The following is a 12,531-nucleotide window of genomic DNA, read 5'->3' as shown; positions in this document are numbered from 1 at the left end:
GCTCCGGCGTCAGGACGCATCCGAACGCGCGGCCGTAGTCGCCGCCCCGTTCCCCAGCGGCAGCCCGGGGATGGTCTCGGCCGCGGCCTCCACCTGCGGGACAGGCGACACGTCCGTACTGGTGAGTTCGGGAGCTGGGGTGTGCGTGATGGCCGCCTCCGCGGCCGCTACCTCGTCGTCGCCCAGGTCGGACGACTCCTCGTCGGCGCCGGACGACGCGACCGCGGGCGCCGCCGACCCCGGCGTCATCTTCTCGAAGAACCGCAGCAGCTCCACCGGGACCGGCATGACCAGCGTGCTGTTCTTCTCGCCGGCGACCTCGACGACCGTCTGCAGCAGCCGCAGCTGCAGCGCGGCGGGGTCCCTGGCCATCACCGCGGCGGCCGCGGCCAGCCGCTTGGACGCCTGGTACTCGCCGTCGGCGGTGATGATCCGGGCGCGGCGCTCGCGTTCCGCCTCGGCCTGCCTGGACATGGACCGCTTCATGCCCTCCGGCAGGGACACGTCCTTGATCTCCACGCGCTCCACCCGGATCCCCCAGGGACCCTCGGTCGGCTCGTCGATGATCCGGCGCAGTTCCCTGTTCACCGTCTCCCGCTCGGCGAGCAACTGGTCCATCTCGGACTGGCCGATGATCGACCGCAGCGAGGTCTGGGATTGCTGCAGGATGGCGAACTGGTAGTCCTGCACGTTGACCGTGGCCTTGATCGGGTCCACCACGCGGAAGTACACCACCGCGTCCACCCGGACCGACACGTTGTCCCTGGTAATGCCCTCCTGGGCGGGCACCGCCATGGCGACGATCTGCATGTTGACTTTCTGCATCCGGTCACCGACCGGCCGCATCAGGGTAAGACCCGGCTCTACCACCTCGGGTCGCACCTTACCGAAGCGGTAGATAATGCCCTTCTCGTACTGCTGCACGACCCGGATTGACCGCCCTGCGGCGATCAGCCCGGCAATTACTAGGATCACTAGGACAACGACAAGCCCCGCCATGTGAGATCGCCTCCTTACGCAACCACAGGAGCTCGCTGTCCAGCCTAGTCGGCGCCACCGCTATCAGACACGCCCGCAACGTGCCGCGTAAGGTTTTTGGGGCGGCAGCCGGGTCGCGGGCTGGCACGTTCCGGTCACCGAGCGGCGATAGCCTCCCTTAGAGCGCAGGAAACGGCGCGGCGGTAGCAGACGACCAAGGGCATATGGGGCATGACCGCGAGGGACACGGACTGGGACGGCGTGCGGCTGCATGTCGTGACGGGCAAGGGCGGCACCGGCAAGACGACCGTCGCGGCGGCCCTGGCACTGGCCCTGGCGCACAGCGGCAGGAAGGTGCTGCTGATCGAGGCGGAGGGGCGGCAGGGCATCGCCCGGCTCTTCGACCAGCCGCCGCTTCCGTACGAGGAGCGGAAGATCGCGATCGGCCCCGGCGAGGCGGACGACGGGCGCGATCCGGGCGGCGACGTCTACGCGCTGGCGATCGACCCGGAGGGCGCGCTCCTGGACTACCTGCAGATGTTCTACAACATGCGCAGCGCGGGTCACGTGCTGACCAGGCTCGGCCTGGTGGACTTCGCGACGACGATCGCACCCGGCCTGGCCGACGTGCTGGTCACCGGGAAGGCCACAGAGGCGGCGCGGCGCAAGCAGCAGGGTGGCGGGTACGTCTATGACAGCGTCGTGCTCGACGCCCCGCCCACCGGCCGGGTGGGCCGGTTCCTCAACGTCTCCGCGGAGGTATCCGGCCTGGCGAAGGTCGGCCCCATCCGCGCGCACGCGGACACCGTGGCCCGGGTGATCAAGTCTCCGCAGACCGCCGTGCACTTCGTGTCGACGCTGGAGGAGATGCCGGTGCAGGAGGCACTGGACGGCATCGCGGAGCTTCGCGGCGTGCCGGGGATGCAGGTCGGCGGCGTCGTGATCAACATGGCCCAGCCCGCCGTGCTGACCCGGGAGGAGCTGAAGGCCGCGCCGGACGTGCCCGGCATGGCGAAGGCGCTGGCCGCCGCCGGGCTGCACACAACCGACGTGCTCGCCGCGGCACTTGCGGACGAACTGGCCGAGCACGCCAGGCACGTCGAGCTGCAGGACCGCGAGCGCACCGAACTTGAGGCGGCCGGGCAGCCGATCTACGAGCTGCCGAGGATCACCGAGGGGATCGACCTGGCCGCCCTGCACCGGCTGGCCGCCGAGCTTCGTGACCAGGGGGCGGCGTGAACCCGCGGCTTGACATGGACCGGATCATCGATGACCGGCGCACGCGCATCATCGTCTGCTGCGGCTCAGGCGGCGTGGGGAAGACCACCGCGGCGGCGGCGATCGGGCTGCGTGCCGCCGAACGCGGCAGGCAGGTCTGCGTGCTCACCGTCGACCCCGCCAGGCGGCTGGCCCAGTCGATGGGGCTGACCTCGCTGGACAACACCCCGCGGCTGATCGAGGGCGTCGACCGGACGGCCGGTGGCAGCCTGTACGCGATGATGCTGGACATGAAGCGCACGTTCGACGAGATCGTCGAGGCGCACGCCGACCCGGTGCGGGCCGCGCAGATCCTCGCCAACCCGTTCTACCAGTCGCTGTCGTCCAGCTTCGCGGGCACCCAGGAGTACATGGCGATGGAGAAGCTCGGCCAGCTTCGCCGCTCAAACGAATGGGACCTGATCGTGGTGGACACCCCGCCGAGCCGGTCGGCGCTCGATTTCCTCGACGCGCCCGAACGCCTCGGCCGGTTCCTCGACGGGCGGCTGATCCGCGTGCTCACCAGCCCGGCCAAGGCGACCCGGCCGTTCACCAAGGTGCTGAACGCGGGGTTCTCGATGATGACCGGCGCGCTCACCAAGCTGCTCGGCGCGCAGGTGCTCCGCGACGCGCAGACGTTCGTCACCGCGCTCGACACGATGTTCGGCGGGTTCCGCGAGCGCGCGGAGGCTACCTACCGGCTGCTGCAGGCGCCTGGCACTTCGTTCCTCGTGGTGGCGGCACCGGAGCCGGACGCGCTGCGCGAGGCGTCGTATTTCGTCGAGCGCCTGGACGAGGAGCGCATGCCGCTGGCCGGCCTGGTCCTGAACCGGGTGCACCGCTCGCCCGGCACCAGGCTGAGCGCCGCGCGCTCGCTTGCCGCCGCCGAGACCCTTGACACCATCCAGAACGATGCCGTGGCTCCTGCCGAGGCCAATGGCTGGACGGTGGCGGCCGCCGCGCTGCGGCTGCACGCCGCGCACATGAGCCTCAGCGAGCGGGAGCGGCGGGTGGCCGGCGCGTTCACGTCAGCGCACCCCGCCGTTCCCACGCTGGAAGTGCCCGCTCTGCCGGCGGATGTCCACGATCTCGCCGGGCTGCGCAGCATCGGCGCCGCCATGGGCCCGCCGCTCGAGGGCGGGGGCTCTGGCACAGCAGGGGTTGCATGAACGCTGGCGTCATCGCCAGATTGCCAGCTCGCGGGCCGGCCGGACGGCCGGCGAATCAGCTGGCGACCAGCTCGTCGATGCCCTGGCGCTCGTAGCGGTCACGAGCCCGCTCGAGCAATTCGCGCCACGATGTCACGTCGGGCCTGCGGCGGAGAAGCGCGCGCCGCTCGCGTTCGGTCATTCCGCCCCAGACACCGAACTCGATGCCGTTGTCGAGCGCGTCCGCAAGGCACTCGGTCCTGACCGGGCAGCCCCGGCAGATCAGCTTTGCGCGGTTCTGGGCGGCACCCTGGACAAACAGCTCGTCAGGATCCGTTCCCTTGCAGGCGGCGCGTGTGGTCCAGTCGGTGATCCACATGTGCCCAACTCCTCTTGATCGCCGAGCGCGCATGCGCCCGGACGGTCTGCGTTGTCGGAATTACTTGCCGTGCGGATGTGCGGCCACCCGGTCACGGTTATCTGTTCGTGACAAAGCAACTTACGGAAGCGAGGCCATAGCTGCCAAGACCCCGCCATGGCCATTTCCTGGATAGTCCTGATGGACTATATACACCCGTGTGAGTAGTCACTTTCCGGTTGCGGACACAGTCCCTGTGTTACGGAAGTGGCGATATGTTGCTCGTGGTCTGCCCATTGTGACGGTAATGCCGCGCGTGCTGGCGGTAGTACGACGGCTGCCCGCGTACGCTATGAGCCGTGCAGCTCCTCGACTGGACGGTCACGAAGACGAGCGCTGTCGGACGCCTGCTCCTGATGTCGGCGCTCGGCGGCGTCCTCGCCGCCGCGATGGTGCTCCCGGTGGTGGCGGCCACGGGAATCGCGGTGCGCAACACAGCCGACAAGTTCACCACGCTGACGCTCAACACCTCGAGCCTGCCGCAGCGGTCGGCGATCTACGACCGCGAGGGGAACCTGATCACGTACGTCTACGGCGTCGACCTCGGCCCGGGGATGACGTACACCGGTATCGACCGGCAGCCGGTGAGCTACGGCCAGATCTCCCCGTACATGCTCGAGGCGATCGTGGCGATCGAGGACGACCGGTTCTGGCAGCGCGGCGCGCTCGACATCAAGGGCACGCTGCGCGCGCTGGTCAACGACCTGGAGCACAAGCCGATCCAGGGCGGTTCCACGATCGAGCAGCAGTACGTGAAGGATGTGCTCGTGCTGCAGGGCCTCGGCAATCCCACGGCCGAGCAGGAGGCCATCGCCGACACCCTGAACCGCAAGCTTGACCAGCTGCGCATGGCCGTCCAGCTCGCCCACGAACTGTCCAAGCAGCAGATCCTCGCCGGCTACCTCAACGACGCCTTCTACGGCAGCGGAGCCTGGGGCATCGAGGCCGCCGCGGAGACCTACTTCAACACGACGGCGGCGAAGCTGACCCTCGTCCAGGCCGCCACGCTGGCGGGGATCGTCGAGGACCCGAGCAGGTACGACCCGATGCTGAGCCCCACCCAGTCCGTGCAGCGCCGCAACACCGTGCTGGCCCGGATGATGCAGACCAAGGTGCTGTCCCCGGCGCAGGAGGCGGCGGCGCTGGCGCAGAAGCTGGTGCTGCGCCCGGGCGCGGTGCAAAGCGGCTGTTCCGCAAGCAGGAACATGGACGACGCCTTCTTCTGCGACTACGTGATCCACACGATCTTGCTTGACAAGCAGTTCGGCGCGACCACGGAGGACCGCGCCAGGCTGCTCGCCACTGGCGGCCTGCAGATTTACACCACGCTCAGCCCCGAGGACGAGAGCGCGGCGACCAACGCGGTCAACTACGTGCTGCCCTCAGACAACGACAACGTCAACCCCGCGCACAACGCCGACACCGAGGTGCTGCTGCAGCCGGGCACCGGCAAGGTCCTGGCGATCGCCGAGGACCGGCCGTACGGCACAGGCAAGGGCCAGACCGAGGTCGACTACGCGGTCAACTCCGCCTACGGCGGCAGCGCCGGCGTCCAGACGGGTTCGTCGTCCAAGCTGTTCACCCTGATCACCGCGCTTGAGCAGGGCGTGCCTTTCGGCTTCCAGCTGACGGTCCCCGGGTCGACGACGGTGAGCGGGTACTACAACTGCCAGGGCCAGCCGGCCGGGTACTACAACGGGCAGTCTGGCGTGTTCAACGTCACGAACGCCGAGGGGCCTGGCACATCCACCGACACGCTCTACACGGGCACCACGAACTCGATCAACGTCTTCTACGCGAGGCTCGAGCAAAAGGTCGGCCTGTGCAACGTCGTGCACACGGCCGTCGACCTCGGGATGACGCGGGCGGACGGCACGTCGCTGCTCAAGCAGGACGGCTCCCTGCCGCCCGCCGACGACCTGCCTGCCTTCACCCTCGGCGTCGTCAACGTCTCGCCGATGTCCATGGCCGCCGCGTACGCGACGGCGGCCTCCGGCGGCATCTACTGCGCGCCGATCGTCCTGGACAAGGTCATCGACGCGGACGGCAAGTCGCTGCCTGTGCCGTCGGCGGGCTGCCACCGGGCACTGACCCCTGACGTCGCGAACGCCGTGAACTACATTCTGCAAGGCGTGCTCACCACGGGCACCGCCGCCGGCATGGAGCTCGCGAACTACGAGGCGGCAGGCAAGACCGGCACCTCCAACGTGGAGAACGGCGACGGCACGCCGTACGCGGCGTTCGCGGGCTACACCACCGCCCTGGTCGGGTACGTCTCGGTGTTCAACCCGCTCTCGCCGACGGTGGACACGATGGCGAACACGAGCGCCTGCTACCAGCTGGAGTACGGCGGCGTGGAGTGCCCTGGCGAGATGTTCGGCGCTAACGCCCCGGCCACGACGTGGCATATGACGTTCGACCACGCCAACCTCACCGGATCGGCGGACTTCGCGCCGGTCTCGCCGTACAGCGCGCTGTGGAGCCTCGGCACCGGCCTGGCCCCCAAGCAGCCGGCGAAGAAGCACACCACTGGCGGCAACGGCGGCGGCAACCCGGTCGGGGGCAACCCGGTCGGGGGCAACCCGGTGGGCGGCAACCCGGTCGGCGGTAGCCCGATCGGCGGGCCGCCGAACTTTTAGCGGCGCGCTCCGCCGGCTGGCGGTGGCCGCTCTCCGGTCTTAGCTGCTATCCGCCGACGGCCAGCTGCCGCCGCACCTCGGCCGCGACCCGCGCCCCGTCGGCGCGCCCCGCGACCCGAGGGGTCACGGCCTTCATGACCTTCCCCATGCCGGGCATGCCGACGGCGCCGGTCTCGGCGATCGCCGCCGACACGATGCCGGTCAGCTCGTCGTCGGTAAGCTGCGCCGGCAGGTAGCCGGCCAGCACCTCGCCCTCGGCCCGCTCGGCCGCCGCCTGGCCGGCACGGCCCGCGGCCTCGAACGCGTCCGCGGCTTCCCGCCGCTTCCTCGCCTCGCGGGTGAGCACCTTGACGACCTCCTCGTCCGACAGCTCGCGTGCGGTGTCCCCGGAGACCTCCTCGTTAGTGATCGAGGTGAGCGCCATCCGCAGCGTCCGCAGCCGCACCTGGTCGCGGGCACGCATCGCGGCGCTGAGGTCGCCGCGGAGCCGGTCCTTGAGTTCCGCCACGCCATCTATCCTGCCCCACGCATCCGCCGGCGTATTGCGGACAGCGCATGGCTAATCGCATGGCACCATAGGTTAGGTGCGAGCACGAACCCTGATGTCCATCGCGGCGACCGCAGGCGCCGCCACACTGGGCTATGCCACGGTCATTGAGCGCAACTGGTTTGTACTGCGGCATCAGGCCGTGCCCGTCCTGCCGCCGGGCACGGCCCCGCTGCGGGTGCTGCACATCTCGGACACCCACCTGACGCCCGGCCGGCATCGCCTCATGGCGTTCCTGCGGTCGCTGGACACGCTGGAGCCGGACCTCGTGGTGAACACGGGCGACTCGATAGCGTCACCGCTTGCCGTCCGGTGCCTCCTTGAGTCTCTCGGCCCGCTGCTTGACCGGCCTGGGGTCTTCGTCTACGGCTCTAACGACCTTTACTCGCCCAAGCCGGCGAACCCAGCGCGGTACCTGTGGCGGACCAGCGTCGGCGAGCACCGGGCGGAGGAGCCGGACTTGCCCTGGGAGGAGCTGGGCGAGGAGCTGACCGCGAGAGGCTGGCTGGACCTGAACAACCGGCGCGGCCAGCTGAAGGCCGGCGGGCTGAACATCGCCTTCGCCGGCGTGCACGACTCCCACAGTCTGCGGGACCGGTACCACCTCGTCGCCGGGGAGGCCGACCCGGGGGCGGACCTGCGGCTCGGCGTGATGCACTCCCCCGAGCCGCGCGTGCTGGACCGGTTCGCTGCCGACGGTTACGAGCTGCTGCTCGCCGGGCACACGCACGGCGGCCAGCTGTGCGTTCCCGGGTTCGGCGCGCTTGTCACGAACTGCGGCATCGACCGGGCGCGGGTGCGCGGGCTGAGCATGCACCCGCAAGCGGCCCCGGCCGACGGGAAGACCGCGTGGCTGCACGTGTCCGCCGGGCTCGGCACGTCCCCGTGGGCGCCGGCCAGATTCGCCTGCCGGCCCGAGGCGACGCTGCTCACGCTGGTGCCGCGCGCTTCGCGGTGAGAGCGCGTCCCGGCACCGTCCGGGAGCGTGCGCGCAGCGGTCAGGACATCCGCTAAACTAGCGGAGGTTCGCCCGCGGGCTCCCAGGTCAGGATCTGGTGACCAGGCGCGGGCGGCGGGGTGTAGCGCAGCTTGGCAGCGCGCTTCGTTCGGGACGAAGAGGCCGCCGGTTCAAATCCGGCCACCCCGACCCAGTGTTGCCGCCCGCCGGGCAACTTAGGACCCGAGCGGCATCCGGGAATCTGCACAAAACGGACAATAAATCTGCGGTTCGGGTCCTAAGATGTGGTCTTTGTCATTGAGCAGCCAACTGAGTAACCAGGCATCCGGCGGGACCCGCCGCATTCCTGGTGCTAGGTCGTGCCGTGGCGCCTGCCGAGGGCGACCAACGCGATGCTCCCAAGCACGGCACCGCCGATCAGCGAATGCCCCAGGTCAGGACTCGTGGTGTACTGGGCGACCACCCCGGCGGCAGATAGCAGGACAACCGCGATGCTCAGGCCGCGCAAGGCCAGGCGACGACCACCACCCGTAACCATGAGCGCATGATCCCAGGCCGAACACCGAGGATCCAGCCTGACCGGGGTCTCAGACGTGCGAACGGAGGAGCAGCCAAGTGGGTCCGCGCGGGGCGGCGCGCGTCACGCGGGCTTTTCATCAACTCGGGAAGACGCGTTACACGCGCCACCAAATATAAAAAGATTATTGTCCGCGTACTCCAGAGCCAGCGACAACGCGTCCACCTTATGAGGGAATGATGCGCGCGATGGGCCCGCGGGAGTGGTGCTTCGTGGCCTGCGTAGTCCTCGCGCGCACTGACAATTCACGCTGACAGGCGGCCCCGATCGACGCCGTGGCACGTCGGCCGACGAGGACGATGAGCGCTGGGAGGAGGTGTGCACACCATTGGGGCATTCGGTCGGCATCGACTACGCGACCGTTTCCGTTATGTTCGGCGTTGGCTTGGTCATGCTCTGGCTGCTGCTGGCGGGTTACAGCGTCAAGAGCCTTTCGGCTGACGCACTCCTCAGCCTCACCGGTCACCTCCGCACGCCCCCGGAACCATGGCTCGAAAACGCCCTGCGTAACGCCTTCGCCGAGTTCGACAGGGAACTCGCCGCGATTTTGCATGACAGGTGCAATCCGGTTTGGCCGGTGGAGGGCCCCTGGGCGCAGCCCGCGGGCTCGGTCGACCCTGAATCCGACGCCAGTTAACTTTGGTAACACCTCGACGACTTCACGCCGCATGCCGTTAAACACAGGGCAACCGTCTGGCCACTCACTTAGCGTACAGTCCGGAACGTCGGCTCCCCTAGCGCACAACCCGTCACCACTGCCGCGATGAGTCTGGAATGGAGGGGACCGCCCATGAGGCTGACCGTGATCGGGTGCGGGCATCTGGGCGCCACCCACGCCGCCTGCATGGCCGAGATCGGCCACGAGGTACTCGGGGTCGACGTCGACGAAGGCAAGGTCGACCTGCTGAACAGCGGGCGCGCCTGGTTCATGGAACCCGGACTCGACGAGCTGCTCTCCCGCCACACCCGTAACGGCAGGCTCAGGTTCACCAGCAGCCTTGAAGAGGCTGCCGCGTTCGGCACCGTCCACTTCCTTGGCGTGGGGACGCCGAGCCTGCCTGACGGGGACGGGTACGACCTGTCCCAGGTGTACGGGGCGGTTGCCGCGCTTGCTCCGCACCTGACCAGGCCCGCGCTCGTCATCGGCAAGTCAACCGTCCCTCCTGGCACCACCGGCCGCCTCGTCCGCGAGCTCAGGACCGGCGCGCCCGCGGGGGACGCCGTCGAGGTCGCCTGGAACCCCGAGTTCCTTCGCGAGGGACACGCCGTGGGCGACACGCTGCGCCCTGACCGCATCGTCGTCGGGGTGCCGGGCATGGCTGCCGAGGCGACAGTGCGCGAGGTGTACCGGCCGCTGACCGAGGCGGGCGTGCCGCTCGTGGTGACCGACGCGGTGACCGCGGAACTCGTCAAGGGCGCCGCCAACGCGTTCCTCGCCGCGAAGGTGTCGTTCATCAACGCGATGGCCGACATCTGCGCCTGGACAGGGGCTGACGTCGCCGTGCTCGCTGACGCGGTGGGCATGGACCAGCGGATCGGCCGCGCGTTCCTCACCGCCGGTCTCGGTTACGGCGGGGGCTGCCTGCCGAAGGACGTCCGCGGGCTCGCGCAGTTCGCCGGCACCGCGGGGGCGAAGGGTGCCGCCGACCTGCTCCTGCTGGTCGACGAGATCAACTCGGGCCGCCGCCAGCAGGTTGTGGAGCTGACCGCGGGCCTGCTCGGGCAGTTGCCAGGCAAGCGGATCGCGCTCTGGGGCGCCGCGTTCAAGCCAGGCACCGACGACGTGCGCGACTCCCCCGGCCTTGACGTGGCTGACCGCCTCGCCCGCCTCGGCGCCGAGGTCGTGGTCTACGACCCGCAGGCAACCGGCAACGCCCTGGTGGCTTTTCCGCACCTGCGCTACGGCGACAGCGCGGTGGCCGCCGCGCACGAGGCGGACGCCGTGCTCGTGGTCACGGCCTGGCCGGAGTTCGCGGCGATGGACCCGGCGGCGGTGACCGCTGTCGTACGCCGCCCGCTGCTCATCGACGCGTGTCAGGGCACGAATCCCCGGCCGTGGCGCGCCACCGGATGGACGGTGGCCGCCCCGTTCCCAACCCCCGATTATCCCGAACGATCCCCGGTTACTCCGGACACCGCGCCCGGCTCTCACCAGGGCTAGGCCGACCCGGCTTGCCGCCCTGCGGTTACCCGGCGGTGATGGAACGCCCGCCGGCCGGGCGAACGCCGAGCAGGCTGGTGCGCGCCGTCTGGGCTTGGAGCGGCAGCGGCGCGGACGTGTGGCCGCCCTGGCCGGCGGCGCGCTTCTTCGGATCGGCGGCGAGCCGCAATGCGAGCGCCGGGCACATGTCCACGGCCTGCTGCGCGTCTTTTTCGAGCCACGGGGGCACGGGGATCGGCATGATCACGGGGTAGCCCGTCTTGTCCAGGTGGACGAGCTCGGGCACCAGGTGCGCGCACAGGCCGTGTCCCTCGCACCGCACCCAGTCCACGATGAGTTGCCTGGCGTCGGCCGTCTCGGGCCCTTCGGGTAGCGGGAGCACGCCGCGAACCGGGCGGCCGCACGTGGAGTGGAAAACGTGCGCCGCGAGGTCTTCTGCGAAGACTTCGAGCGCGGAGAGCACGAACCTGGTGGTGCCGTCGGGATGAGCGCATGAGCCGCGCCCGTTGACCGTGGCCGCCGCGCGGCGGGCCACGTCGAGCGCCTCGATGCCGCCCGACCCGTCGACGAGCGCCGCCAGCGCCCGCGCGATGGAGGGCAGGCCGAGCCGGCAGGGCCCGCACTGGCCTGCCGATTCGCCGGCCAGGTAGTTCGCGACCCGGGACACCTCGCCAAGCGGGCAGGTGCCGTCGCCGAGCGGCAGCACGATGCCCGCCCCGAGGGTCCCTCCCGCCGCCGCCAGCCCTTCCCTGCTGACGGGGACCTGGTAGGCGGCTTCGGCATCGAGCCACATGCCGTGGTAACCGCCGACGAGCACCCCGTCGCCGGCCGGCGCCTGGCAGATGTCGAGGACGGCGCCGAGCGGGACACCGGTGGGACACTCCACGACGGCCGCGTGCTTGGCGGACCCGCTGACGCTGAGCAGCACCGTTCCCGGCTCCTCGGGAACGCCGACGGCGGCGAACCGGGCGGGCCCGAGCAACGCGAGCACCGACACCTGCGCGAACGTCGACGCGTTGGAGAGCAGGGTGGGCAGGTCGTCCACCCCCCGCTCGGCTGCCAGCGTCTTGCGGCCAGGCGGCAGGGGCTTCTTGCCGTTGATGCCGCGGATCAGCGCGCCGGACTGCCCGGAGATGAAACGCTCCGGCTGCTGGACCACGCGGACCATCTTCCGAAGGCCCGGTTCGGCCGCGATCGCCGCCTCGATCGACCGGTTGGCGAGCTCAGAGCTCGTGACGCCGACGACGATCTCCTCGGCGTCGATCGCCTCGGCGACCAGCGCGGCACCGCTCAGGATCAGGTAGGGCGACCTGATCATGAGCATCTTGTCCTTGAACGAGCCGGGCTCCCCTTCAGCCGCGTTCACCACGACAATCGTCGGCTGGCCGGTCTTCTTCGCCGTGTCGACGACCACCTGCAGCTTGCGCGCGAACGGGAACGCGGCACCGCCTTGGCCGCGCAGGTCGACCTGCGCGGCCATGGCGATCAAGTCGTCGGCCGACGTCCGCGGCAGCGGGCCGAACACCTCGCCGTGCGCCTTAAGGTCCAGCCGCGTCATCCGGTCCAGGCCGGCCGTCAGCCGGGCGGCGCCGATCCGCATGATCATCGGCACATCGAGTTCGGCGGGGGAACTCGGGTTCATCGAAGGTTGTCACCACCATGGAATCGGCTGCGGGAACCCCGGTAGCCGGGCATGCCCGGCCCCGGCTCGCGGTACTTGAGGCTGGGGTCGGGCTCGGGCGCGCCGCCGTCCCATGGCGGCTGTCCGGGCTGCCACTCCCCGGCACCGGCGCCTCCGGCCCGGCCCGCCGGGCCGGCCCGCCCGGGCCAGTCCGGCGCGGCAGGCTG

General features: G+C 70.0%; 12 protein-coding genes and 1 tRNA gene. 8 read left to right on the top strand and 5 right to left on the bottom strand.

What is annotated here, in order from left to right; genetic code table 11:
• Positions 1 to 9 precede the first annotated feature (9 nt).
• Positions 10 to 999: a slipin family protein gene (locus Q1N79_RS17310; protein WP_300610115.1), complete on the bottom strand. Its 990-nt coding sequence runs from the start codon at positions 997 to 999 to the stop codon at positions 10 to 12.
• Positions 1,000 to 1,209: 210 nt separating this feature from the next.
• Between Q1N79_RS17310 and Q1N79_RS17305 the strand changes: the two genes are divergently transcribed.
• Both Q1N79_RS17305 and Q1N79_RS17300 read left to right on the top strand, forming a co-directional pair.
• Positions 1,210 to 2,217, top strand: coding sequence for an ArsA-related P-loop ATPase (locus Q1N79_RS17305; protein WP_300610114.1), 1,008 nt, complete (start codon positions 1,210 to 1,212; stop codon positions 2,215 to 2,217).
• A gap of 14 nt (positions 2,218 to 2,231) precedes the next feature.
• On the top strand, positions 2,232 to 3,404 hold the full coding sequence (locus tag Q1N79_RS17300; RefSeq protein WP_300610138.1) for an ArsA-related P-loop ATPase: 1,173 nt from the start codon (positions 2,232 to 2,234) through the stop codon (positions 3,402 to 3,404).
• 55 nt (positions 3,405 to 3,459) lie between these two features.
• Here the strand turns inward: Q1N79_RS17300 and Q1N79_RS17295 are convergent, their stop codons facing one another.
• Complete coding sequence (locus tag Q1N79_RS17295; RefSeq protein WP_300610113.1) at positions 3,460 to 3,762, bottom strand: WhiB family transcriptional regulator; 303 nt, start codon at positions 3,760 to 3,762, stop codon at positions 3,460 to 3,462.
• 338 nt (positions 3,763 to 4,100) lie between these two features.
• Here Q1N79_RS17295 and Q1N79_RS17290 point away from each other — a divergent pair, with 338 nt between their 5' ends.
• Positions 4,101 to 6,440: a transglycosylase domain-containing protein gene (locus Q1N79_RS17290; RefSeq protein ID WP_300610112.1), complete on the top strand. Its 2,340-nt coding sequence runs from the start codon at positions 4,101 to 4,103 to the stop codon at positions 6,438 to 6,440.
• Positions 6,441 to 6,486: 46 nt separating this feature from the next.
• Here Q1N79_RS17290 and Q1N79_RS17285 read toward each other — a convergent pair whose 3' ends face one another.
• Positions 6,487 to 6,948 (bottom strand): GatB/YqeY domain-containing protein, encoded by a 462-nt coding sequence (locus Q1N79_RS17285; RefSeq protein ID WP_300610111.1) that lies wholly within the window; start codon positions 6,946 to 6,948, stop codon positions 6,487 to 6,489.
• Between the two features lie 94 nt (positions 6,949 to 7,042).
• Between Q1N79_RS17285 and Q1N79_RS17280 the strand changes: the two genes are divergently transcribed.
• On the top strand, positions 7,043 to 7,945 hold the full coding sequence (locus tag Q1N79_RS17280) for a metallophosphoesterase (RefSeq protein ID WP_300610137.1): 903 nt from the start codon (positions 7,043 to 7,045) through the stop codon (positions 7,943 to 7,945).
• A 115-nt stretch (positions 7,946 to 8,060) separates the two neighbouring features.
• Positions 8,061 to 8,134, top strand: a tRNA-Pro gene (locus Q1N79_RS17275).
• A gap of 163 nt (positions 8,135 to 8,297) precedes the next feature.
• Here Q1N79_RS17275 and Q1N79_RS17270 read toward each other — a convergent pair.
• Entirely contained in the window at positions 8,298 to 8,483 is a 186-nt protein-coding gene (locus tag Q1N79_RS17270) for a hypothetical protein (protein ID WP_300610110.1), read from the bottom strand.
• A 367-nt stretch (positions 8,484 to 8,850) separates the two neighbouring features.
• On the opposite strand from Q1N79_RS17270, the gene Q1N79_RS17265 reads away from it, so the two are divergent.
• Together Q1N79_RS17265 and Q1N79_RS17260 are read left to right on the top strand one after the other, a co-directional pair.
• Positions 8,851 to 9,159: a hypothetical protein gene (locus tag Q1N79_RS17265; RefSeq protein WP_300610108.1), complete on the top strand. Its 309-nt coding sequence runs from the start codon at positions 8,851 to 8,853 to the stop codon at positions 9,157 to 9,159.
• A 153-nt stretch (positions 9,160 to 9,312) separates the two neighbouring features.
• Positions 9,313 to 10,683, top strand: a complete 1,371-nt coding sequence (locus tag Q1N79_RS17260; protein ID WP_300610107.1) for a UDP-glucose/GDP-mannose dehydrogenase family protein — start codon at positions 9,313 to 9,315, stop codon at positions 10,681 to 10,683.
• Between the two features lie 25 nt (positions 10,684 to 10,708).
• Here the strand turns inward: Q1N79_RS17260 and Q1N79_RS17255 are convergent, their stop codons facing one another.
• The gene (locus tag Q1N79_RS17255) at positions 10,709 to 12,325 is read right to left on the bottom strand and encodes an NADH-quinone oxidoreductase subunit NuoF family protein (RefSeq protein ID WP_300610106.1); all 1,617 of its coding nucleotides are present in this window, start codon (positions 12,323 to 12,325) and stop codon (positions 10,709 to 10,711) included.
• Positions 12,326 to 12,342: 17 nt separating this feature from the next.
• Here Q1N79_RS17255 and Q1N79_RS17250 point away from each other — a divergent pair.
• A partial coding sequence (locus Q1N79_RS17250) for a hypothetical protein (protein WP_300610105.1) occupies positions 12,343 to 12,531 on the top strand: 189 nt, incomplete at its 3' end.

This window comes from Trebonia sp., assembly GCF_030042015.1.
Lineage (GTDB): Bacteria > Actinomycetota > Actinomycetes > Streptosporangiales > Streptosporangiaceae > Trebonia.
Note: the sequence above shows the minus strand (reverse complement) of the source record. Positions and strands in the feature narration are given on the sequence as shown.